At 69.9% G+C, this 23,469-nt stretch carries 21 protein-coding genes; 13 read left to right on the forward strand and 8 right to left on the reverse strand.

All coding sequences use genetic code 11. The annotated features are described in order from the left end of the window. The first annotated feature begins 14 nt into the window (after positions 1-14). From NQK81_RS41720 to NQK81_RS41745, 6 genes are all read left to right on the forward strand, one after another. Positions 15-1,031, forward strand: a complete 1,017-nt coding sequence (locus tag NQK81_RS41720; RefSeq protein ID WP_126736754.1) for a ParA family protein — start codon at positions 15-17, stop codon at positions 1,029-1,031. Further along, positions 1,028-1,441 (forward strand): cobyrinic acid a,c-diamide synthase, encoded by a 414-nt coding sequence (locus tag NQK81_RS41725; protein WP_192741693.1) that lies wholly within the window; start codon positions 1,028-1,030, stop codon positions 1,439-1,441. Before NQK81_RS41720 ends, NQK81_RS41725 begins: the two co-directional genes overlap by 4 nt. Then, positions 1,441-2,376 (forward strand): segregation and condensation protein A, encoded by a 936-nt coding sequence (locus NQK81_RS41730; RefSeq protein WP_185927359.1) that lies wholly within the window; start codon positions 1,441-1,443, stop codon positions 2,374-2,376. Before NQK81_RS41725 ends, NQK81_RS41730 begins: the two co-directional genes overlap by 1 nt. After that, positions 2,373-3,059 (forward strand): SMC-Scp complex subunit ScpB, encoded by a 687-nt coding sequence (scpB, locus tag NQK81_RS41735; protein ID WP_257485884.1) that lies wholly within the window; start codon positions 2,373-2,375, stop codon positions 3,057-3,059. The genes NQK81_RS41730 and scpB overlap by 4 nt, the downstream gene beginning before the upstream one ends. Next, positions 3,049-3,801 (forward strand): pseudouridine synthase, encoded by a 753-nt coding sequence (locus NQK81_RS41740; protein WP_007035528.1) that lies wholly within the window; start codon positions 3,049-3,051, stop codon positions 3,799-3,801. Before scpB ends, NQK81_RS41740 begins: the two co-directional genes overlap by 11 nt. A gap of 97 nt (positions 3,802-3,898) precedes the next feature. Further along, complete coding sequence (locus NQK81_RS41745; protein WP_257489948.1) at positions 3,899-5,767, forward strand: Xaa-Pro dipeptidyl-peptidase; 1,869 nt, start codon at positions 3,899-3,901, stop codon at positions 5,765-5,767. 65 nt (positions 5,768-5,832) lie between these two features. Here the strand turns inward: NQK81_RS41745 and NQK81_RS41750 are convergent, their stop codons facing one another. Genes NQK81_RS41750 through NQK81_RS41760 form a run of 3 tightly spaced genes read right to left on the reverse strand, consistent with a single transcriptional unit; the run spans position 5,833 to position 7,926 of the window. After that, a complete protein-coding gene (locus NQK81_RS41750) occupies positions 5,833-7,029 on the reverse strand; it encodes a cation:proton antiporter (protein WP_126736757.1) in 1,197 nt (398 codons plus the stop codon). A 6-nt stretch (positions 7,030-7,035) separates the two neighbouring features. Then, positions 7,036-7,518, reverse strand: a complete 483-nt coding sequence (locus tag NQK81_RS41755; RefSeq protein WP_126736758.1) for a cation:proton antiporter regulatory subunit — start codon at positions 7,516-7,518, stop codon at positions 7,036-7,038. 15 nt (positions 7,519-7,533) lie between these two features. Further along, complete coding sequence (locus NQK81_RS41760) at positions 7,534-7,926, reverse strand: DUF4267 domain-containing protein (RefSeq protein WP_257485885.1); 393 nt, start codon at positions 7,924-7,926, stop codon at positions 7,534-7,536. A 91-nt stretch (positions 7,927-8,017) separates the two neighbouring features. On the opposite strand from NQK81_RS41760, the gene NQK81_RS41765 reads away from it, so the two are divergent. From NQK81_RS41765 to NQK81_RS41795, 7 genes are all read left to right on the forward strand, one after another. After that, complete coding sequence (locus NQK81_RS41765) at positions 8,018-8,596, forward strand: TetR/AcrR family transcriptional regulator (protein WP_257485886.1); 579 nt, start codon at positions 8,018-8,020, stop codon at positions 8,594-8,596. A 92-nt stretch (positions 8,597-8,688) separates the two neighbouring features. Beyond that, positions 8,689-9,393: a (d)CMP kinase gene (cmk, locus tag NQK81_RS41770; RefSeq protein WP_257489949.1), complete on the forward strand. Its 705-nt coding sequence runs from the start codon at positions 8,689-8,691 to the stop codon at positions 9,391-9,393. Then, a complete protein-coding gene (locus tag NQK81_RS41775; protein WP_240593121.1) occupies positions 9,390-10,058 on the forward strand; it encodes a lysophospholipid acyltransferase family protein in 669 nt (222 codons plus the stop codon). The genes cmk and NQK81_RS41775 overlap by 4 nt, the downstream gene beginning before the upstream one ends. Positions 10,059-10,062: 4 nt before the next feature. Then, positions 10,063-11,583 (forward strand): ribosome biogenesis GTPase Der, encoded by a 1,521-nt coding sequence (gene der, locus NQK81_RS41780; RefSeq protein WP_091599524.1) that lies wholly within the window; start codon positions 10,063-10,065, stop codon positions 11,581-11,583. A gap of 246 nt (positions 11,584-11,829) precedes the next feature. Next, positions 11,830-15,732 carry a Pls/PosA family non-ribosomal peptide synthetase gene (locus NQK81_RS41785; RefSeq protein WP_257485887.1) on the forward strand — a complete coding sequence of 1,301 codons (3,903 nt, stop codon included), beginning with the start codon at positions 11,830-11,832 and terminating at the stop codon, positions 15,730-15,732. Positions 15,733-15,752: 20 nt separating this feature from the next. Then, a complete protein-coding gene (locus NQK81_RS41790; protein WP_257485888.1) occupies positions 15,753-17,159 on the forward strand; it encodes a M1 family metallopeptidase in 1,407 nt (468 codons plus the stop codon). A gap of 313 nt (positions 17,160-17,472) precedes the next feature. Then, positions 17,473-18,270 (forward strand): hypothetical protein, encoded by a 798-nt coding sequence (locus NQK81_RS41795; RefSeq protein ID WP_257485889.1) that lies wholly within the window; start codon positions 17,473-17,475, stop codon positions 18,268-18,270. Between the two features lie 3 nt (positions 18,271-18,273). Here NQK81_RS41795 and NQK81_RS41800 read toward each other — a convergent pair whose 3' ends face one another. The 5 genes from NQK81_RS41800 to NQK81_RS41820 are packed head-to-tail and all read right to left on the reverse strand — an operon-like array spanning position 18,274 to position 23,454. Next, a complete protein-coding gene (locus NQK81_RS41800) occupies positions 18,274-19,461 on the reverse strand; it encodes an acyltransferase domain-containing protein (protein ID WP_257485890.1) in 1,188 nt (395 codons plus the stop codon). A 19-nt stretch (positions 19,462-19,480) separates the two neighbouring features. Continuing rightward, complete coding sequence (locus tag NQK81_RS41805; protein ID WP_257485891.1) at positions 19,481-21,097, reverse strand: (2,3-dihydroxybenzoyl)adenylate synthase; 1,617 nt, start codon at positions 21,095-21,097, stop codon at positions 19,481-19,483. Positions 21,098-21,104: 7 nt separating this feature from the next. Continuing rightward, positions 21,105-21,362 carry an acyl carrier protein gene (locus NQK81_RS41810; protein ID WP_257485892.1) on the reverse strand — a complete coding sequence of 86 codons (258 nt, stop codon included), beginning with the start codon at positions 21,360-21,362 and terminating at the stop codon, positions 21,105-21,107. Between the two features lie 41 nt (positions 21,363-21,403). Next, the gene (locus NQK81_RS41815) at positions 21,404-22,330 is read right to left on the reverse strand and encodes a beta-ketoacyl synthase N-terminal-like domain-containing protein (RefSeq protein ID WP_257485893.1); all 927 of its coding nucleotides are present in this window, start codon (positions 22,328-22,330) and stop codon (positions 21,404-21,406) included. Beyond that, positions 22,327-23,454: a beta-ketoacyl synthase N-terminal-like domain-containing protein gene (locus NQK81_RS41820; protein WP_257485894.1), complete on the reverse strand. Its 1,128-nt coding sequence runs from the start codon at positions 23,452-23,454 to the stop codon at positions 22,327-22,329. Before NQK81_RS41820 ends, NQK81_RS41815 begins: the two co-directional genes overlap by 4 nt. Positions 23,455-23,469: the final 15 nt, after the last annotated feature.

The raw sequence follows: 23,469 nt of genomic DNA on the forward strand, positions 1-23,469 counted from the left end.
GGAGCTTTCGCGTTATGTCGACACCGAACGAGCCGGCGAAGCCGTCCGCGTCCGCCGGTTCGGCTGCCGCGAGCCTCAGCCAGGTGACCATCGCAACCCCCGCCGAACACGACGGCGACGAACCGTCGGAGGACACGATCTCTTCCCGCGGCCGCAAGGCCAAGCGCGCCAAAGAAACCAAGCAGCAAGAACTCGAGAGGGACGGGATCGGCCCCACCGGCCGCCCGTACCGCGAGATCCCCGATCCGCCGCCGCTGGACCGGCACGGTCCCGCACTGGTGATGGCCATGTGCAACCAGAAGGGCGGGGTCGGCAAGACCACCTCGACCATCAACCTCGGCGCGGCGCTGGCCGAATGCGGCCGCCGGGTGCTGCTGGTCGACTTCGACCCACAGGGCGCGCTCTCGGTCGGCCTCGGCATTCAGCCGCACGAGCTGGACCAGACGGTCTACAACGTCATCATGGAGCGCTCGGTCGCCATCACCGACGTCATCCGGAAGACCCGGGTGGACGGCGTCGACCTGCTGCCGAGCAACATCGACCTGTCCGCGGCCGAGGTCCAGTTGGTCGCAGAGGTAGGGCGCGAACACACTTTGTTACGGGTCCTTCGTCCGGTCATGAACGACTACGACTATGTTCTTGTCGACTGCCAGCCCTCGCTAGGCCTGCTGACGGTGAACGCACTGACCGCCGCGGACGGTGTGATCATCCCGCTGGAGTGCGAGTTCTTCAGTCTGCGAGGCGTAGCGCTCCTGATCGACACCATCGAGAAGGTGCAGGAACGCCTCAACCCCAAACTGGACATCACCGGGATTCTCGCCACCATGTACGACCCGAGAACCCTGCACTCGAAGGAGGTCATGGCGAGAGTGGTGGAGGCATTCGGCGACACCGTGTTCGACACGGTGATCAACCGCACCGTGCGGTTCCCCGAGACGACGGTCGCGGGCGAGCCGATCACGACCTGGGCTCCCAAATCAGCCGGCGCGGCGGCCTATCGCGCGCTGGCACGCGAGGTGATCGCTCGGTGAGCAGGCGAGCTTCCCTGCCAGGAGCGTCCGAACTCTTCAGGATCACCTCCAGCCCCGCGCTCGATCTCCCGCCCGCGCCCGAACAGCCCGCCCCCGCGAAGGGGAACGGCAACGGGAACGGTTCAGGGAACGAGCACAAGGAACGGCTGACCCGTGCCGCGCGCAGCGGCTCCGGGCGGACCAAGCACGACGCGAAGATCACCGTCTACGTCTCCGGCGACGAACTGCTGGCGATGGAGCAGGCCAGGCTGAACCTCCGGGCGAAGCACGGTCTCGTCCTCGATCGCGGCAGGCTGGTCCGCGAGGCGGTGGCCGTGCTGCTGGCCGACTTCGACGCGGCGGGCGAGGACTCGGTCCTCGTCCAGCGCCTGCGGGCGGGCAGCGAGGACGGGAAAGAGACCGAGAGCTGATGGACGACCCGGCCGCGGCTGCTCCCAGCGGCTCAGAGCCGGTCGAGCGGACAGAGGCAGACGAGACCCCCGTCGTGCACGAGACCGTGCACGGCGGGATGGTCCCCGAAGGACTGGCCAGTGAAGAGCTGAGCACGTCCAAGTTCAAGGTGAACCTGTCGAATTTCCAGGGCCCCTTCGATCTGCTGCTTCAGCTGATCTCGCAGCACCAGCTCGACGTCACCGAAGTCGCGTTGCACCAGGTCACGGACGATTTCATCGCCTACACCCGTGCGCTCGGCACGGAGTGGAACCTCGACGAGACGACCGAGTTCCTGGTCATCGCGGCGACCCTGCTCGACCTCAAGGCGGCGCGGCTGCTGCCCGCCGCCGAGGTGGAGAGCGAAGACGACCTCGCCCTGCTCGAAGCCAGGGACCTGCTGTTCGCGCGCGTGCTGCAGTACCGGGCGTACAAGCAGGTCGCGGCGCTGTTCGGTGAGCTGGAGGCGGGTGCGCTGCGGCGCTACCCGCGGTCGGTCGCGCTCGAAGAGCGGTTCATGGGGCTGCTGCCCGAGGTGATGCTAGGCGTCGACCCGGCGAAGTTCGCCGAGATCGCCGTGGCGGTCTTCCGGCCGAAGCCGCCGCCACAGGTGTCGATCGCGCATATCCACATGGGCCGGGTCTCGGTGCGCGAGCACGCCGCGCTGCTGCGGCTGAAGCTGGCAGAACGAGGCGAAGCGACCTTCGGCGAGCTGGTCGACGACTGCGAGCACACCGTCGAGATCGTGGCGCGGTTCCTCGCTCTGCTGGAGCTGTACCGGGAGGCCACGGTCCAGTTCGAGCAGCTGGAGGCGCTCGCCGAACTGCACGTGCGGTGGACCGGCGGGTCCGTGGAGGAGGCGTCGGTGGCGGCCGAACACGATCGCGCCGCCGCTGAGGACGAGGAGTACGGGTGAGCCCCGAAGAGACCGAGAAGACCGAAGAGACGCCCGAGACCGAAGCGACCGCGGAGGCCTCTGCCGTCGAGCCGGAAGCCGAGACGGAGCCGCCTGCCGACGAGGGGCTCGTCGCGGCAGGCGACGGTGACTACCCCGACGTCACCTCCGACGAGGCGCTCGAAGCTGCCCTGGAGGCGTTGCTCCTGGTCGTCGACTCGCCGATCAACGAGGAATCCCTCGCCGACACGGTCGGCCAGCCCGTGTCGCGGGTGACCGTGGCGCTGCGCACGATGGCGCAGAAGTTCACCGAGCGGACCAGCGGAATCGACCTGCGCCGAGTCGGCGAAGGGTGGCGGTTCTACACTAGGGACGTCTATGCCCCGTTCGTGGAGAAGCTTCTGCTCGACGGCCAGCGTTCCAAGCTGACGCGAGCCGCACTGGAGAGCCTCGCCGTGATCGCCTATCGGCAGCCGGTGACCAGGGCCAGGGTCGCCGCCGTCCGAGGGGTGAACGTGGACGGGGTGATCAGGACGCTGCTGGCGCGCGGCCTGATCGAGGAGATGGGGACCGACCCCGAAACCACAGGCACGCTGTACGTGACGACCGAGCTGTTCCTGGAGCGACTGGGCCTCTCGTCCCTGGCCGACCTTCCGCCCATCGCTCCGTTGCTACCCGAAGTGGACACCATCGATGACATCTGACCCGCATCCCGACGGCATTCGGCTGCAGAAGGTCCTTTCGCAGGCGGGCGTCGCCTCGCGGCGCGCGGCCGAGGATCTGATCGTGCGCGGTCGCGTGAGCGTGGACGGCAAGGTGGTCACCGAACTCGGCCGCCGGGTCGATCCGGACAACTCCGTGATCCACGTCGACGGCACCCGCGTCCAGGTCCGCGAGGACCTCGTCTACCTCCTGCTGAACAAGCCCAAGGGCGTGCACAGCACGATGAACGACGACCGCGGCCGTCCGTGCGTCGGCGACTACCTGCGCGGCCGGTACGAGGAGACGCCCGGCATCGTGCACGTCGGCAGGCTCGACGAGAACACCGAAGGCCTCCTGCTGCTCACCAACGACGGCGACCTCGGCCACCGGCTGATGCACCCGTCGTTCCGCGTGCTGAAGACCTACTTCGCCGAGGTCGAGGGCATCGTCCCGCGCGGGCTCGGCAAGGAGCTGCGGGCCGGTTTCGAGCTGCCGGACGGCATCGTCAAGGTCGACCAGTTCCGGGTCAAGGACATGCTGGCCGGGCGCACCCAGATCGAGCTGGTCATCCACGAGGGTCGCAAGCACATCGTGCGGCGGCTGATGGCGGCCACCGGGCACCCGGTGCGCAAACTGGTCCGGACCGCGCTCGGCGACGTCCAGCTCGGCGCCCAGCGCTCGGGCTCGATCCGGCGGCTGAACCGCGGCGAGGTCGGTTCGCTGTACCGCGCCGTCGATCTGTAACCAAGACTTTCCGCCCTACTGCACAGGTGATCACCGCGTTTAGCTCTTCCTGACGGGCTTTCAGCCGACGGGGAAGGGCTCAACCGTGAAAACAGTTGTGCTGGCAGGGATCTTGGCGGTCGCCGCGGCCGTGGTCGCGGCACCGCAGGCCGCGGCGAAACCGCGGGCGAGTGAACCGGTCTACGACTTCGCCAAGGCCGTCCGCGAGACGGCTTGGGTGGACATCGGGCTCGACGGTGACGGCGACGGCCGTTCGGACCGGGTCGCCGCGGACATCATCCGGCCGAAGGAACCGGCGGCGCAGGGCAAGAAGGTCCCGGTCATCATGGACGCGAGCCCGTACTACTCGTGCTGCGGGCGGGGCAACGAGAGCGAGCTCAAGACCTACGACTCGGCGGGCAGGCCGGTCGGGTTCCCGCTCTACTACGACAACTTCTTCGTCCCGCGCGGGTACGCCGTGGTCCTGGTGGATCTGGCCGGTACCAACAAGTCCCGCGGCTGCACCGACATCGGTGGCCCTTCGGACGTCAATTCGGCGCGCAAGGTCGTCGACTGGCTGAACGGCCGCGCGAACGGTTACACGACGGCGACCGGTCCGGCCAGGACGAACGCGACCTGGTCGACGGGCGCGGTCGGCATGATCGGGAAGTCCTACGACGGCACGGTGGCCAACGGCGTCGCCGCGACCGGCGTCGACGGGCTCAAGACCATCGTGCCGATCGGCGCCATCAGCTCCTGGTACGACTACTACCGCTCCGACGGCGCGAACCTGCGTCAGGGGAGCCCGGCGGGGCTCGCGCAGACCGTCTCGCGGCGCAACGGCGGGCAGAACTGCGCCGCGGCGAATCAGAAGCTCACCGAGGGCGCGACCTCGAACGGCGACTACAACGCGTTCTGGCTCGACCGGGACCACGTGCAGAGCGCTTCGAAGGTGAAGGCCAGCGTGCTCGCTTCGCACGGCTTGGGTGACCTCAACGTCAAGACGATCAACTTCGGGCAGTGGTGGGAAGCGCTGAACGTCGAGCGCAAGATCTGGCTGACGCAGGCGGGCCACGTCGATCCGTTCGACTACCGGCGATCGGCGTGGGTCGACACCCTGCACAAGTGGTTCGACCACTACCTGCTCGGCGTGGACAACGGTATCGAGAAGACCCCGGGCGCGAGTGTGGAACGCGAGCCCGACGTCTGGGTGGACCAGCCGGCGTGGCCCGCGGGCAGCGCCGTCACCCTGCGCCCCGCGGCCGGGAGCACACCGGGTGTCGGCACGCTGGGCACGACCGCGGGAACGGGCACGGTCTCGTTCACGGACTCGTCGGGCCAGTCCTCGAACAGCTGGGCCGCGAGGCCGACGGAGACCGCGAGCGGGCGCGTGCTGTTCAGCACCGGCGCGCTCGCGAAGGACCTGCACGTCTCCGGGACGGCGAAGGTGACTGTGACCGCGACGCCGTCGACGCCCACCGCGCGGCTCTCGGCGGTCTTGGTCGACTACGGCCCGGCGACGATCCGGAACTACACCGGACCGAAGGAAGGCATCAAGAACGAGCTGACCCAGTCGTGCTGGGGCGCGAGCGCACCCGGTAACGACGCCTGCTACCTGGACACGAGCACCGACGCGGTGTCGGTGGGCCTGAACATCATCAGCCGCGGGTGGGCGGATCTGGCCAACCACCGGTCGCTGACCCAGGAATCGCCGCTGACTCCGGGGCAGCCGTACACGATGACGTTCCGGCTGGCGAGTACGGACCATGTCGTGCCGGCGGGACATCAGCTTGCCCTGATCATCGGCGGGACGGACGGCTCGTTCATCTCCGGCCCGTCGCAGTATCCGAAGATCACGGTGGATCTGGGCAGGACTTCGCTGGCTCTGCCCGTCTCGGGGGCTGGACCGTCGGCGGTTCCGGCTCCGCTTCCGGCGGCTCCCGCGCAGATCGCTCCGGCGACCGTATCGGGGCTCGAGCGCGGCTAGGCCAATGCCCGGAACGGCCCTTTCCTTGCGAAACTCCTAGGGAAAGGGCCGTTCCTGGCGGAGGTTCAGCCGGTCTGGGAAGCGGCGGCCTTCGAGCCGAATGGCTTACGCTGCAGCGCGCGGGCAACCGGTTCGACGATCCGCGCGGCCGTCGGGCCGAGGATCGCCATCAGGAGCACGTACGCCGTCGCGAGTGCGGCGAGTTCGCCGGTCACGGCGCCCGCCGCCACCGCCAGCCCGGCGATGACGATCGAGAACTCGCCTCGCGCGACCAACGCGGCCCCGGCGCGGGCCCGGCCCATCTTCCCGATGCCCTGTCTCCGCGCGGCCCACCAGCCGGTGCCGACCTTCGTGAGCGTGGTCGCGACCGCCAGGACGACCGCCCAGCCGAGCACGGGCGGGATCGACGCGGGGTTCGTGTTGAGCCCGAACACGACGAAGAACACGGCGGCGAAGAGATCTCGCAGCGGTTCGAGCATGTGCGTCGCGTTCTCCGCCGTCGAACCCGAGATCGCGATGCCGAGCAGGAACGCGCCGACCGCGGCCGAAACCTGCATCGCCGAAGCCAGGCCGGCGACCAGCAGGGCCGCGCCGAGGACCTTGAGGAGGAACACCTCGCGGTCCGGGCTGTCCACCGCCGCGGAGACGTACCGGCCGAACTTCAGCGCGATCACCAGGACGACGGTGATCACCATCAGCGAGATCCCGACCGCCTTGAGGCCGCCGAGGAAGCTGACCCCGCCGAGCACCGCGGTGAGGATCGGCAGGTACAGCGCCATCACCAGATCCTCGAACACCAGGATCGACAGCACCACCGGGGTTTCCCGGTTACCGAGCCTTCCCAGGTCGCCGAGGACCTTCGCGATGATCCCGGACGACGAGATGTAGGTGACGCCCGCCATCACGATCGCGCCGATCGGCCCCCAGCCGAGGATGAGCGCGACGATCGCGCCGGGCGCGGCGTTGAGCACGATGTCCACGAGACCCGCCACCCACGAGCGTTTCAGCCCGGTGAACAGCTCGGCCGCCGAGTACTCCAGGCCCAGCAGGAGCAGCAGGAGGACGACGCCGATCTCGCTGGCGAGGTGGGTGAAGTCGCCGATGTCGCCGAGCGGGATGAGCCCGCCCTGCCCGAAGCACAGGCCACCGATCAGATACAGCGGGATCGGGGACATCCCGATCTTCCCGGCGAGGCGGCCCAACGCGCCCAGCCCGAAGAAGACCGCCCCGAGTTCGATCAAGGACAGTGCGGTGTGATCCATCCGCGATCAGCCGTACTTCAAGATCTTGACGGCGGCCTCGAGACCTTCGGAGGTGCCGACCGCGACGAGGACGTCGCCCGCGGTGAGATTGAAGTCCGGCGTGGGGGAGGGGTGGACTTGCCCGGCCCGCATCACCGCGACGACCGAGACGCTCGTGCGCGACCGCATGGCGGTGTCACCGAGCGTCCGGCCGTCGAACGGCGACGACGCCTTGATCGGCAGCTGCTTGGTGTTGATGCCGGGCAGGTCCCGGTGCTCTTCGGTGAGCTGGGCGACCAGCTGGGGCGCGCCGAGCAGGTTGCCCAGCGCGCCCGCTTCGTCGGTGGTGAGCGGAAGTGAGGCCAGGCAGGCGTCGGGATCGTCCGTTTTGGACACGATCAGCTCGACGTGCCCATCGCGATGGGTCACCACGCCTACGCGGCGGCCGTTGCGGGTGGCGAAGTCCTTGCGGACGCCTATTCCGGGGAGCGGGGTCACTTCGACGTTCACGACGTCAACAGTAACTCACCGTTCGTCGCGCTTCGGGCGGATCAGGAACAGCGCCGAGATCCCGAGCATCAGGGCACACGTCGCGCCGTGGATGCCGAGGGCGGCGGCCACGGATCCGTTGTGGGTCAACACGATCAGCATGTCGCCGAACGGGATGAAGGCCATCGCGAGCATCGCCCAGCCCAGTGCGCGGGCGTTCCGGAACAGGAGCAACGCGAGCACCACGAGCGCCGTGCCGATGTCGCGGACGCCTTTGACGGCGAGGATCGGGTCGCCTTCGGACGGAATCACCGGCAGTCCGAAGCCACCCGTCTGGGTCGCCGGGAAGAACACGTAACCGCTCCCGAAGTAGAGGACGAAGAGCACGAGGGCGGCGGACAGGACGTAAGCGATCTTGATTCTGGTCATGGTCTCCGACTCCAAAAGCTAGCAGCGCTAGGAACGAGACGGACACTAGCGCTAGCACTGCTAGCTTGTCTAGCGGTGCTAGCATATTCGTATGGTCACCAACCCCCGGCGCGAGCGGGACCGCTCGCAACGCGAACAGCTGATCGTCACCACCGCCCGCGAGATCGCCGAAGAGGAGGGCTGGGACGCGGTCACCACGCGACGGCTGGCGGCGAAGATCGAGTACAGCCAGCCCGTGCTCTACAGCCACTTCTCCGGCAAGGGGGCGATCATGGCGGCCGCGGCACTCGAAGGCTGCACCGAAATGGCAGCCGACATGCGGAAAGGTGCCGGGGCGGCGGAGGGCTCGCGGGAGGCGCTGCTGCGGCTGGCCGAGAACTACTTCGACTTCGCCGACCGCAAACCCGCGCTCTACGACGCGATCTTCACTCTCGCCAGTGAACTGAGCTTCGCCAGCCCGGACAGTCCGGAGCCGCTCAAGGACGCGTTCGGCGCGCTGTTCGAAGTCGTCGGCCCGGTCGCCGGCGAATACGACCCGGCCCTCTACACCGAGACCTTCTGGGCGGCTTTGCACGGCCTGGTCACTCTCGAACGCAGCCGGCGGCTCCCGGCGCCCGCGCGCGCGGAACGGATCGGCATGCTCGTCGACCGGTTCGCCGTGGGCGGCTGAGGCGTGTCGCGCGCCACCAGGCAGAATGGTCGTCGATCAGGTGAGCGACGAATGAGCTGAGGAGAGTTTCGGTGACGGGAGCCCTGCGTGGTGTGGTCGCGATGGACGGCCCGTCCGGAACCGGGAAATCCACGGTTTCGCGGAAGCTCGCGACGAAGCTCGGCGCCGGTTACCTCGACACCGGCGCGATGTACCGCATGGTCACCCTCGCCGTCCTGCGCGCAGGCACCGACCTGACCGACGCGGACGCGATCGCCGACGTCGCCCGGAAGGCCGAATTCGGCATCGGGACCAGCCCGGACGAGGCGACCGTGACCCTGGCGGGTGAAGACGTCGCCGCCGAGATCCGCGGCGCGGACGTCACCACCGCGGTCTCACCGGTTTCGGCCGTCCCGGCGGTCCGCGAACTGCTGGTCGCCAGGCAACGCGAGATCATCGCCGAGGTGCTCGGCCGCGTCGGCGGCATCGTGGTCGAAGGCCGCGACATCGGCACCGTCGTCTCGCCGGACGCCCCGCTCAAGATCTTCCTCACCGCTTCGGCCGAGGTCCGCGCCGCGCGTCGCAGCGCGCAGGACTCCGCCGCGGGTCGCGAGTCCACCGTGGATGTCGCGAAGGCGGCCGTGGAGCGGCGCGACCACCTCGACTCCACGCGGGCGGCGTCGCCCCTGCGCGCGGCCGAAGACGCCGTCGAGGTGGACACCTCGGCGCTCAACATCGACCAGGTGATCGTCGCGCTGGCCGAACTCGCCCTGCACCGCGGTCTTCTCGAAGGTTGCCCGGCCGAGGCGACGAGGTGACCGCGCGAGGCCTTCCCGAGGGCGCGAGCGGCCCGATCCACACGTTCGGCCGCGGCATCGCGAAGTTCATCGTGCGGCCCGCCTTCCGGGTGCGGGTGCACGGCGCCGAGCGGGTTCCGGCGTCGGGTCCGGTGGTGTTCATCGCCAACCACAGCTCGATGGTGGAACCGCAGCTGCTCTTCGGAATGTTGCCGAGGCGCACGGCGTTCCTGGTCAAGGAGGAACTCTTCCGGGGGTTCGTCGGCTGGTTCTTCCCGAAACTGGGCCAGATCCCGGTGAAACGGGGGGCGGTGGACCGCAAGCCGCTGATGGCGGCGGTCAAGGTGCTCGAGGACGGCGGTGCGGTCGGGATCTTCCCCGAAGGCACCCGCGGCCTCGGTGACGCCGAAAACTTCGAGCGCGGCGCGGCCTTCCTGGTCCGTGCCGGGAACGCGACCGTGGTTCCGGTCGCCACTCGGGGGACGTACAAACCCGCCGGCGCCAAGAGGCGTTGGCGGCCACGCGTCGACATCATGGTCGGCGAACCTTTCACTCCCGCGATCGGGAAGGGAAGGACAGGGCTGGAGGAGGGAACCGAGCGGCTTCGCATCGCGCTCGCGGACCTCGTGAAGGCACTGGACGAATGGCGCTTGGAGCACGGGCTCCGAGACACGCGACAGGATTGAGTACATGACTGGATTTGACTCCGCATCCGCGGGGGGAAGTACGTCGGCGGGGCTCGACGGAGTCGGCGAGATCGACGGCTCCTGGTCCGACGAGTCCGAATTCACCGCGCTCGACGCCCAGATCGCCGCGGGCGAGGCCGAGGAGGAGGCGCAGCTCGCGCAGCCGGTCCTCGCCGTCGTCGGCAGGCCGAACGTGGGCAAGTCGACCCTGGTCAACCGCATCCTCGGCCGCCGCGAGGCGGTCGTGCAGGACGTCCCCGGCGTGACCAGGGACCGCGTCGCCTACGACGCCTTCTGGGCGGGCCGCCGGTTCACGCTGGTGGACACGGGCGGCTGGGAGCCGGACGCGACCGGGCTGCAGGCCTCCGTCGCCGCGCAGGCCGAGATGGCGATGGCCACCGCCGACGCGGTCCTGCTGGTGATCGACGCCAGCGTCGGCGCGACGGCCACCGACGAGGCCGTTTCCAAGGTGCTGCGCCGGTCGAAGAAGCCGGTGCTGCTCGCCGCCAACAAGGTCGACGACGACCGTCTGCTCGCCGACACCGCGTCGCTGTGGTCGCTCGGCCTCGGCGAGCCGTACCCGGTCAGCGCGCTGCACGGCCGCAGCTCGGGCGACCTGCTCGACGCCATCGTCAAGGCGCTGCCGGAGATGCCGCGCGACGGCGACCGCGCGACCACCGGCCCGCGCCGCGTCGCGCTGGTCGGCAAGCCGAACGTGGGCAAGTCCAGCCTGCTGAACAAGCTGTCCGGCGAGGAGCGGTCCGTCGTGGACTCGGTCGCCGGCACCACCGTCGACCCGGTCGACTCGCTGGTCGAACTGGACGGCGAGACCTGGCGGTTCGTCGACACGGCGGGCCTGCGCAAGCGGGTCAACTCGGCCAACGGCGCGGAGTACTACGCGTCGCTGCGGACCAAGACCGCGATCGACGCGGCCGAGGTCGCGATCGTGCTGCTGGACGCGGCCGAACCGCTGTCCGAACAGGACCTGCGGGTGCTGACCATGGTCGTCGAAGCGGGCCGCGCCTGCGTGCTCGCCTTCAACAAGTGGGACCTCGTCGACGAGGACCGCCGTCACGCCATGGTCCGCGAACTGGACCGCGGCCTGGTGCGGGTGCCGTGGGCGGACAAGGTCAACATCTCGGCGCTCACCGGCCGTTCGGTGCGCAAGCTCGCGCCCGCGCTGCGGACCGCGCTGAAGTCGTGGGACCAGCGTGTCCCCACCGGCCAGCTCAACGGCTGGCTCGCCGACCTCATCGCCGCGACCCCGCCGCCGGTGCGCGGTGGCAAGCAGCCGAAGGTGCTGTTCGCGACCCAGGCCGGTATCCGGCCGCCGACGCTGGTCCTGTTCACCACCGGCTTCCTCGAGGCGGGCTACCGTCGGTTCATCGAACGCAAGTTCCGTGAGCGGTTCGGTTTCGAAGGCACACCCGTCCGGGTGAATGTCCGGGTCCGCGAAAAGAAGCAAAGGCCCAAGGCGGGCGGAAAAGCGGCCGGAAAATCAGCGGGTAAACCGAAAGCGCGCTGACTTCTCACGATGTAGGTGAATATTTCACTGGGTGGACACGCCGATGACCTCGGGTTTCGGCGTGTCCGCCGGTGAGGTTCGACACTCTGCCGAGACCCTCCCGAGATATGTCGTTCACCTGCGGTAAAGTCATAGGTCTGCTAGCGGGCGCCTCATTCGGAGAGCGAGCCCGAATGATGCACTTCGCGAAAGGTGTGTGGTGGGCTTGCGCGCCCATGGTTATGCCCTGCCCGTGGTGATGAGCCGATGACACTGACCGCCGATTCCCGGCCGATCGCCTGTGTCGCCGACGTCACCGTCGCTCCCTCTTCCACCCCCCTCGCCGACCGCGCCCTGTTCTGGTCCGGTCTCGGCGCCGGTGAGCGCACCCTGCTCGACATCCTCGCCGAGACCGCCGCCCGCCACCCCAACGCGGGTGCGATCGACGACGGCGAGACCACGCTGTCCTACCGCAAGCTCGTCGAGGAGATCGACGCCTACGGCCGCAAGCTGACCGCCAACGGGGTCGGCGTCGGCGACCGGGTCGGCGTCCGGATCTCCTCGGGCACCGCGGAGCTCTACGTCGCGATCCTCGCCATCCTGTCCGTCGGCGCCGCCTACGTGCCGGTCGACGCGGACGACCCGGACGAGCGCGCCGAGCTGGTCTTCGGCGAGGCCGACGTCGCGGCCGTCGTCACCGATGGCGGCGCGATCACCGTCGTCGGCTCGCCGGGCGGTGTCGAAGGCTCGCCCGCGCCGACCGACGACGCCTGGATCATCTTCACCTCCGGTTCGACCGGGAAGCCGAAGGGCGTCGCGGTCTCGCACGCCTCGGCCGCCGCCTTCGTCGACGCCGAAGCACAGTTGTTCCTCACCGAGGAGCCGATCGGCCCGGGCGACCGCGTGCTCGCGGGCCTGTCCGTCGCGTTCGACGCGTCGTGCGAAGAGATGTGGCTCGCCTGGCGCCACGGCGCTTGCCTGGTCCCGGCGCCGCGTTCGCTCGTGCGCACCGGCGTCGACCTCGGCCCCTGGCTGGTCGCGCAGGGCATCACCGTGGTGTCGACCGTGCCGACGCTGGCCGCGTTGTGGCCCGCCGACGCGCTGGAAGACGTCCGCCTGCTGATCTTCGGCGGCGAAGCGTGCCCGCCGGAGCTGGCCGAACGCGTCGCCGTCGAAGGCCGCGAAGTCTGGAACACCTACGGCCCGACCGAGGCCACCGTCGTCGCCTGCGCCGCGCAGATGACCGGCGAAGGCCCGGTCCGCATCGGCCTGCCGCTGGTGGGCTGGCAGCTCGCCGTCGTCGACGAGGCGGGTGAGCCGGTCGCGATGGGGGAGACCGGCGAGCTGGTCATCGGCGGCGTCGGCCTGGCCCGCTACCTGGACCCGGAGAAGGACGCCGAGAAGTTCGCGCCGCTGCCCTCGCTGGGCTGGCGCCGCGCGTACCGCAGCGGTGACATGGTCCGCGCCGAAGCCGAGGGCCTGCTGTTCCTCGGCCGTCTCGACGAGCAGGTCAAGCTCGGCGGCCGCCGGATCGAACTCGGCGAGGTCGACGCCGCGCTCCAGGCGCTGCCCGGAGTTCAGGGCGCCGCCGCCGCGGTCCGCCGCACCAAGGCGGGAAACCAGGTGCTCGTCGGGTACGTCGTGCCCGCCGAGGGTGTCGAGTTCGACCACGACGAGGCCGCGACCCGGCTGCGCGAGCAGCTGCCCGCCGCGCTCGTCCCGCTGCTGGCGCTGATCGACGACCTGCCGACGCGCACCTCCGGCAAGGTCGACCGCAACGCGCTGCCCTGGCCGCTGTCCACTGTGGACGCCGCGAAATCCGGCCTGTCCCCGACGGAGAGCTGGCTCGCCGAAGGCTGGGCGGAGATCCTGGGCGTCTCGGTCGACAACCCGAAGGCCGACTTCTTCACCAACGGCGGCGGAAGCCTGACCGCCGCGCAGCTGATCGCGCGGATCCGCACCCGGCACCCGCAGGTGTCGGTGAGCGACATCTACGCCAACCCGAAGCTCGGCGCGCTCGCGTCGCTGCTGGACGCGCTGAGCGGCGAGAAGACCGAACGCCGCGACATCGCGCCCACCCCGCGCAAGGCCGGGATCATCCAGTCGCTGCTGATGGTCCCGCTGATGGGCCTGGTCGGCCTGCGCTGGACGACCATCGCCGCGACGCTGTCGAACGTGCTGTCGCTGGCCGGTTTCGCCTGGGCGCCGACGCTGCACTGGGCGTGGATCGCCGCCGCCTGGATCGCGCTGTTCAGCCCCGCCGGCCGGATCGCGATCTCCGCCACCGGCTCGCGGCTGCTGCTGCGAGGGGTCCGCCCCGGCAGTTACCCGCGTGGCGGGAGTGTCCACTTGCGACTGTGGACGGCGGAGAAGCTCGCCGAGTTCAGCGGCGCGGACAGTGTCGCGGGCGCTTCCTGGATGACGACGTACGCCAAGGCTCTCGGCGCACGGATCGCGAAGGACGTCGATCTGCACTCCCCGCCGCCGGTCACCGGCATGCTGAAACTCGGCCGTGGAGCCGCCATCGAACCCGAGGTCGACCTGACCGGGCACTGGGTGGACGGCGATCTCGTGCACATCGGCAAGATCCGGATCGGCGCCGACGCGCGGATCGGCGCGCGCAGCACGCTGTTCCCCGGCGCGCGGATCGGCAAGGGCGCGGAGATCGCGGCGGGGTCGACCGTCCGCGGCAACGTGCCCGCCGGGCAGCGCTGGGCCGGTGCCCCCGCCGCCCGTGCCACGAAGGACTCGCTGAAGTGGCCGTCGAGCCGCCCGCCGCGTTCGCGGTTCTGGGCTTCGGTCTACGGCGCGACCTCGGTCGCGCTGGGCCTGCTGCCCGCCGTCGCCGCCCTGCCCGCCGTCGCGGTGCTGGGTTACGCGATCTCCGGTGCTTCGTCCTTGGGTGCCGCGCTCGGGCAGGCGCTGCTGTTCACGCCGCTCGCGACCGTCGCGTACTTCCTGTCCTACGCCCTGCTCGTGCTCGCCGGCGTCCGTTCGCTGAGCATCGGCATGGTCGAGGGTTACCACCCCGTTCACGGTCGCGTCGCGTGGCAGGTCTGGGCGACCGAACGGCTGATGGGTATGGCGCGTGAAGGGCTGTTCCCCTTGTACGCCAGCCTGTTCACCCCGGTGTGGCTCCGGATGCTCGGGGCGAAGGTCGGCCGCAACGTCGAGGCGTCCACCGTCCTCGCGCTGCCGAAGATGACCCAGGTGGACAGTGGCGCGTTCCTCGCGGACGACACCATGGTCGCCACCTACGAACTCGGCCACGGCTGGCTGCACGTCGCGCCGGCGCGGATCGGCAAGCAGGCGTTCCTCGGCAACTCGGGGATGGCCGCGCCGGGGCGTTCGGTGCCGAAACGCGGTCTGGTCGGCGTGCTGTCGTCGGCCCCGCTCAAAGCGAAGAAGGGCTCGTCGTACCTCGGGATGCCGCCGCTGCCGGTCCGCCGGTCGGTCGGCGAGTCCGACACGAGCCGCACGTACACCCCGCCGCTGCGGCTGAAGGCGGCGCGTGCGCTCGTCGAACTGTGCCGCATCGTGCCGGTGATGTGCGGCGTCGCGCTGACCGTGCTGGTGGCCGCCGGGATCTTCGCGCTCGCGTCGTCCTTCGGGTTCGTGGTCGCCGTGCTGCTCGGTGGGCCGTTGCTGCTCGCCGCCGGTGCCGTCGCCGCGCTGACCGCCACCGCGATGAAGTGGCTGCTGGTCGGCCGGTTCCGCGCGGTCGACCATCCCTTGTGGAGTTCGTTCGTCTGGCGCAACGAACTCGCTGACACCTTCGTAGAGGCGCTCGCCGTCCCGTGGCTGATCGGCTCGCTCGGCGGCACGCCGCTGCTGCCCGCGTGGCTGCGGACCATGGGCGTCAAGATCGGCCGCGGCGTGTGGCTGGAGACGTACTGGCTGCCCGAGTCGGACCTGGTGCGTCTCGGCGACGGCGCGACGATCAACCGTGGCTGCGTGGTGCAGACGCACCTGTTCCACGACCGGATCATGACGATGTCGCCGGTGACCCTGGACGAGGGAGCGACGCTCGGGCCGCACGGTATCGTGCTGCCTGGCGCGAGCATCGGCGCGCGGACGACCGTCGGACCGGGCTCCCTGGTGACCCGGGGCGACGCGGTTCCCGCCGATTCGCGCTGGCTGGGGAATCCCATCTCGGCCTGGACGAAGTAGGGACTGGGGGTCTTTCGCGGGTGATTTCGAAGGCCTCCGCGCAGCCCTCGCCCGGCGCGGACACCTCCGGCGACTCCTATCTGCCCCGTCACGGTAACGGCGGTTACCGGGTCCGGCACTACGATCTGGAGCTGGACTACAAGATCGGTCCCAACCGGCTGTCGGCCTCCGCGGCCATCACCGCGGAGGCGACGCAGGCGCTGTCGCGGTTCACGCTCGACTTCGGCGAGTTCCGGATCAACCGGGTGCTGGTCAACGGGAAACCGGCCAAGTACCTGCGGCGCGCGCACAAGCTGCAGGTGAAGCCGGCGAAGTCGCTGGCGCTCGGCAGCGAGTTCGTGGTGGAGGTCCACTACGTCGGCAACCCGCGGCCGCTTCCCGGGCTGTGGGGCGACATCGGCTGGGACGAACTGACCGATGGTTCACTCGTCGCGAGCCAGCCGGTCGGGGCGCCGTCGTGGTTCCCGTGCAACGACCACCCGTCGGACAAGGCGACCTACCGCGTCTCGCTGACGACGTCTTCGCCGTATCTCGTGGCCGTCACCGGGAACCTGGTGGCGCGGCACGAGCGCGCGAGCACCACGAAGTGGGTCTTCGAGCGTCCCGAACCGACGCCGACGTACCTGATGAGCGTCCAAATAGGACGGTACGACGACGTCGAGCTCGTCTCCGGTCCCCAGCCCGGCTGGTTCTCGCAACCGTCCGTCGAGGCGTTCCGGATCAACCTCGACGGCGGCTCCGTGGTCACCTCCGTCCCGCAACGGGCCGCCGTGCCGCCGCGCCTGCGCCGGGCGTTCGCGCGTGATTTCGGGCGGCAGGGCCGGATCATGGATTCGCTGCAGCGCCTGTTCGGGCCGTACCCCTTCGGCGAGTACGTCGTCGTCGTCACCGACGACGACCTCGACGACCCGATCGAAGCGCAGGGCATGTCGATCTTCGGCGCCAACCACGTCGACGGGCGGCGCACCCACGAACGGCTCGTCGTGCACGAACTGGCACACCAGTGGTTCGGCAACAGCCTGACCGTCGCCGACTGGCGGCACATCTGGCTCAACGAAGGCTTCGCGACCTACGCGGAATGGCTCTGGTCCGAGGAATCCGGCGAGCAGAGCGCGGACGAGTGGGCGAAGATCTGGCACGCGCGGACGAAGGCGAAACCCGCGGATCTCCGTCTCTCCGACCCCGGCGTGGCGCGGATGTTCGACGAGCGGGTGTACAAACGCGGCGGCCTTCTGTTGCACGCCTTGCGTCGTACCGTCGGCGACGCGGTGTTCTTCCCGATGGTGAAGGCCTGGGCGGCGGAGAACCGGCACGGTCTGGTGACCACGGCGGCTTTCGTTGCGCTTGCGGAACGCTTCGCTGGGCGGTCGCTGGCTTCTTTCTTCGACGCTTGGCTGGACGCTCCGGCGCTGCCTCCGCTTCTCTGACGCCTGAAGGTTCCCAATGTCGCATTTGAGTCGCTCAGCGACTCAAATGCGACATTGGGAACACCTGGCGAGTTGTCCACAAGGGGCGCTGGTGGGGCGAGTTGTCCACAGGAGAGCGGATCGGGGCTGGCGCGGAGCGGCTTGGAGCTCCACGATCGCGTGTGTGGTGCGAACCGGGGAATGGCGAGGCGATCGCGAGGCTCTGTGGAAGCTGAGTCGCGGCGGAGTGATCAGTGTCGCGCGACTGGTGGAGTTCGGCGTTCCCAGGAAGACTTGTTACCGGCGCTGCCGGCCAGGGCAGCCGTGGCAGCGCTTGCTTCCGGGAGTCCTCCTGCTCGGCTCGGGTAAGCCGACGCGACGTCAGTTGGTCGACGGGGCCCTGCTCTACGGCGGGGCGCAGGCGCTCGTCACAGGCCTCGAAGCTTGCCGCCGCCAGGGCCTTCGAGGTTCGGGAGTCGCGGCGAACGGAATCCAGCTTCTGGTGCCCGCCTCCTGCAAGGTCAGCAGCACTGAGTACGTGATCGTGGAGCGGACCACGCGCATGCCCCGGCCGGTCGTCGTGGACGGGGTGGCGATGGCGCCACTCGTCCGGGCGGTCCTCGATCAATGCCGCCGGTACACCACGCACGATCCGGTCCGGGCGTTGCTGGCCGAAGCCGTCCAGCGAGGAAGGCTGAATCCCGAAGTTCTCACCAGGGAACTCGAAGCGGGCAGCGATCGGGGCAGCGCGTTGTCTCGTGAGGTCCTGCGCGACGTCGTGCGAGGAGCGCGGTCGGTGGCCGAGGTCGACGCGATGGCGATCTGGCGGCGTACAGGACTGCCGGAGCCGTTGTGGAACCACGAAGTACGGGACGCCGCCTGCCGTTACATCGGAACCCCCGATGGCTACTTCAAGAAAGTCCGGCTCGTGTGGGAGATCGACTCATATGACTTCCATTTCGCGAAGGAGGACTATGCCAGGACCTTGGACAGGAACGCCCGGTACGCCGCAGCGGGAATCGCCGTGCTGCAGACCTTGCCCAGCCGTCTCCGGTCGGAGCCCGAGGAGGTCGCCAAAGAGCTTCGAGCGGCCTACTGGGCAGCCGAAGCTCGTCTGCGTCGCGCGGGATGAACGCTAGAACCGCACCGGAGCGCCCGCGCAGTGCAGAGCCCCGACCTGCGTCCGGAAACGCAGCAGCGCGTCACCTCCCCGGCGGATGCTGGACAGCACCGCCACCTTCCAGGCACCCGCGTTCTCCCGTAACGCGTGGGCCAGCAGCGGGTGGGGTGAGATCTCTACGAAGGCGCGGTGGCCGTCGTCGAGGGCAGCCCGCACCGCGGCACTGAAACGGACGGGACGGCGCAGGTTCGCGGTCCAGTAGGCGGCGTCGAAGGCGGCCGAGGATCTCGGGTCGGGGAGGACGGTCGAGTAGACGGGAACGCGTGCGGATCTGGGGCGCAAGGCGGACAGTTCGGTTCTCAGGTCGGCCAGGATCGGTTCGACCTGCGGTGAATGCGACGCGACCTCGACCGGGACCAGTTTGGCCATCAGGTCTCTCGCGGCCCAGCGGTCCACCAGCGTGCGCACCCGGTCCCGCCCGCCGGCGACGACCGTCGACGTCGGGCCCGAGTGCGCGGCGACGGTCACTTCGGGCACGTCGGCGAGCTCGGTTTCGACCGTGTCCCATGGCAGGGCGACCATCGCCATCGCGCCGGTACCGGAGACGCGGCGCAGCAGCCGGGAGCGGCGGCAGATCACGGCCACGCCGTCCTCTGTGGACAGTGCGCCCGCGACCACCGCCGCGGCCGTCTCGCCCATGGAGTGGCCGATCACGGCGGCCGGTCCGGCGCCGTGCGCCCGCCAGGCCGCCGCCAAGCCGAGCTGCATGGCGAACAGCGACGGCTGGACCTGTTCGATCCCTTCCGCTGTCCCGGAAAGCGCGTCGTATAGGGAAAATCCCGCTTCGGCGGAGATCAGCGGCGCCAGGTGATCGATCTCCTCGGCGAAGGCGGGTTCCCCGTCGAGCAGTGCCTTGCCCATTCCGGTCCATTGTGAACCGTGGCCGGAGAACACCCAGACCGCGTTCCCGGCCGAGACCGCCTCGCCGACGGCGGCGCCGGTGGCGGGTTCCCCGGCGGCGACCGCGCGGAGGCGGCCGGTCACCGAGTCCCGGTCCTCTCCCACGACGACGGCACGCCAAGGGCCGTGCCGTCGTCCGGCGAGTTCGGCGGCGAGGACGGGTAGCGGATCGGCCCGATCCGCGAGGGTGGCTGCATCGGCCGCCAGTCCATCGGGTGACTCGGCCGAGAACGGGAAGAACATCGTTTCCTCCAACCGGGATTCAGCCGAGGTACCGGCGGGCCAGTGCCTTCTTGTCGATTTTGCCGACCGCCGTCGACGGCAGTTCGTCGACGACCGCGACCCGGTCCGGGACCTTGTACGCGGCGACACCGCGGTCACGGAAGAAGGCCTGGAGTGTGCTCGTGGACGGCGGTTCGCCCGTGCATACCAAGAACGCCACCGATCGCTCGCCGAGCACGGTGTCCGCTTCGGGCAGCAAGGCCGCGGACAGCACGCCCGGGCAGGCCAGCAGATGGCCTTCGACCTCGGTCGCGTCGATCTTCTGCCCGCCGCGGTTGATCTGGTCCTTCGCCCGGCCGACGACGTTGAGATGCCCGGTCGGGAGCCGCTGGACCAGGTCGCCGGTGCGGTAGAAACCGTCCGCGGTGAAGGCCCGCGCGTTGTGCTCGGCGGCGCGGAAGTAGCCGCGCAGGGTGTACGGCCCGCGGGTGAGCAGTTCGCCGGTCTCGCCGGGGCCGACCTCGGCGTCGTCCGGGCCGACCACGCGGATCTCGTCGTCCGCGGAGATCGGCCTGCCCTGGGTGGTGTGCACGAGTTCGTCCGGATCGTCGAGCCTGGTCAGGCACAGCAGCCCCTCGGCCATGCCGAACACCTGTTGCAGACGGCAGTCGAAGGTCTTGGTGACCGCGGCCGCCAGGTCGTCGGCGAGCCGGGCGCTGCCGACCTGGAGGACACGGAGACTCGAAAGATCCGTGTCACCGTGTTCGAACTCCGCGAGCCAGTGCGGCACCAGCGGAGGGTTGATGGCCGCGATCGTGACGCCTTCGCGCGCGATCAGATCGAACGACGTCCGCGCGCCCGGCGACGGAGCGAGCACGACCCGCCCGCCGGCCTGAAGGACACCGAGCATCCCCGGGCAGCTCATCGTGTAGTTGAACGCGATGGGCAGCACGGCGAGGTACACCGAGTCCTCGGTCAGCTCGCAGAGTTCCGCGGCCCGCCGGGAGTTGTAGGCGAAGTCGTCGTGCGTCCGCGGCACCAGCTTCGGCATACCCGTGGTACCGCCGGAGAGCAGCAGCAGGGCGAGGTCGCCCGCGGCCGGCGGATCGACGGGATCGGGCCCCGGCTCGTTGTCGAGCAGCTCCGCCAGCGAGAGGAAACCGTCGTGTCCGCCGGGGTCGCCGGCGACGATCACGTGCCGGATGCCGGCGTCGGCGCGGACGCGCGCGGCGAGTTCGCGGTAGTCGAACCGGGCGTGCCGATCCGGGATGACGTACGCGACGGCCTCGGCCATCGCCGCCAGGTGCGCGATCTCGTTGCGGCGATGGGCGGGCATCGCGTGGATGGGGACGAGCCCGAGCCGCGTCAGCGCGAACCACAGCAGCACGAACTCGGCTCGGTTCGGCAGCTGCACGATCACCTTGTCGCCGCGGTTCAGCCCGAGCCCGGTGAGCCCGGTCGCCAGGCGCCGCACGGCGGTGTCCAGCGCCGCGTAGGTCCATCGGCGGTCGCCGTCCACCAGCGCGACCCGGTCGGCGTACCGGACCGCCCAGCCGGCGAGCTGTTCACCGAAGGTCTTGCCCTGCCAGTGGCCGACGGCACGGTATCGACGGGCGTCCTCTTCCGGCCACCCCGGCCAGTCCCCATTCTGTGCCATTCCCGGCTCAGCCCTTCTGCCCGGCGAGGACCAGCTGGTGGATCTCGTCGAGCGTCTCCACCTCGCTGATCGCCGCGTCACCCACCCGGATGCCGTAGCGCTGCAGGATCCGCGCCGCGACTTCGAGCAGCAGGAGCGAATCGACGCCGAGGTCTTCGACGAGGTTCGCCTCGTCGGTCACCTCCGCGGGCTCGACCTCCAGTACCCGGGCCACCAGCGTTCGCAGGTCTTCCAGTTCCGGCTCGATCAGCTTGTTCGCGGTCATGAAGGCCCCTTCTTTCGTCTCTGTTCCCCGATTTCGGTCGTTCACGGCTGTTCCGCGCCCGGTCCGGCGAACGCCATCGCGGCGGCCGCCGCACCCGGCAGGCCGCAGGACACGGCGAGCGCGCTGCCTCCGCCGCCGTCGATGCGCGCGCTCGCGGCGGCGCACTGCAGGACGCCGAGCGCCCCCGACTGACGTCCGGCCCAAGCCGAAAGGTCGAGCACCTCACCCGGCCGGATCCCCGGCTCGGCCAGTGTCGCGACGGCTTCGCCCGGGACGGCCGAGGCCGCCGCCCGCGCGGTCCCGGCCCGCCGGTACTCGCCCAGCAAGAGACGGACGCGGGCACGGCGACGGCGGGCCGCTCCGGCGGATTCGAGCACGACCGCGGCGGCCGCGTCGGGCCAGTTCGTCTCGCCGTTGTCGGCGAGAAGTTTTCGTACATAACGGTTGTCGGGTTCGACACCGGCGACGACGACCGCGTCCGCCCGGTCATGCCGGATCAGCCGCCGCGCCCACTGCAAGGCGTCGAGGCCGCTGGTCGGGCCGTTCGACAGCGTCAGGTTCGGCGCGCGCAGCCCGTGGTCGATGGCGACCCAGCCCGCGGACACGTTGCTGGAGGTGTTCGGCAGCCCGGTCGGCGGCAGTAGACTCGCGGACTCTTCGGCGATCGTGTCCAGGAACGAGCAGATGCTGTCCAGGTTCCCGGTGTTCGTGCTGACCACGGTCGCCGTCCGGAGCGATTCCCCGCGATACGAGCCGTCCTCGCCGAGCAGGCCCGCGTCGCCCAGCGCCGTGGTGGCCGCGCGGGAAGCCAGCCGTGAGGCCCGGTCGCGGTGCCGGAACCGCCTGCCGCTCAACCCGGTCTCCGGATCGAAGCCGTCCTCGTGGCGCCGGTACGGCTCCAGCAGGTCGGCCGGCCCGCGCAGACCGTCGACGGCGATCCCCGTCCCGGTCACGACCACGGCGGTCACGACGCCGCCTCCAGGATCGCCACGGCGTTGATCCCGCTGAGCCCGAAGGCGTCGACCTGCGCGATCCGGAACTCACCGTCGCGCGGTTCGTCGCGGACGAGGTCCAGGCCCTCGGCCTCGTCCATCGGCTCGGCCAGCCCGAGGATCGGTGGTGCCAGCCGTTTCCGCAGGGAGATCGCGGCGACGATCAGGCTCAGCAGCCCGGAGCCGCCCAGTGTGTGCCCGGTCGACGCCTTGATCGCGGTGAGCGCCGGTTTCGCGCCGGCGAACACGTCGTGCAGCATCCCGGTCTCGACCAGGTCGTTGCGGACGGTCCCGGTGCCGTGCAACACGATCAGGTCGATCTGGTCCGGACCGATCCCGGCGCGGTCGTGCGCCTGCCGCACCACCCTGGCGACGCTGCCCGGCTCCGGCACCGTCGGATGGTCGGCGTCGCAGTTGAGCGCGACCGACCGGAGCCGGGCCGCGACCGGCCCGCCGTGCCCCGGTCTGCGGAGCACCACCGCCGACGCGCCCTCACCCATCATCATCCCGTGCCGTTCCTTCGCGAAGGGTCGCACCTCGCCCGGTACGCCGCTCTGGACCCGGTCGAAGATGCCGAAGGTGGCTTCGGTCAGGCCGTCGGTCCCGGCCACGACGACGGTGTCGTATTCGCCGTCCGCGATCAGGTCGGCCGCCAGGCCGAGCACGGTCAGCGATGCCGCGCAGGCGTTCGCGAAGGTATGCGTTTCCACCGTGCCGAACCGTTCGCGGATCGCCGTGCCGAAATGCAGGTCGGCGAAATCCGCGGCCGCTTCGCCGCGCCACCACAGCTCCATCGTGCGCTGTTCCCGGTGTGTCGTGCCGACCAGTACCGGGCAGTCCTCCGGCAGCTCGGTCAGCCCGGCGCCTTCGAGCGCCTGCGTGATCGCGTCGATCAGCCAGTTCGTCGATCGGCCGGGTTCGTCCTCGCCGGGAGTGGCCCGGTCGTCGATCTCGTAGGCCGTCCGCGACCGGAACTTCGTCGTGTCGTAGACCCGCAGCGGCCCCAGTCCGCTTCTCCCGGCGCACAGCGCGTCGTGGATCGTTTCGGGGTCGCGGCCGATGCTCGAGACGGCGCCGATTCCGCAGATGTCGAGGTCCACGGCTTTCCTCCAGAA

Origin of the sequence: Amycolatopsis roodepoortensis (genome assembly GCF_024628825.1) — a bacterium.
Taxonomy (GTDB): domain Bacteria; phylum Actinomycetota; class Actinomycetes; order Mycobacteriales; family Pseudonocardiaceae; genus Amycolatopsis; species Amycolatopsis roodepoortensis.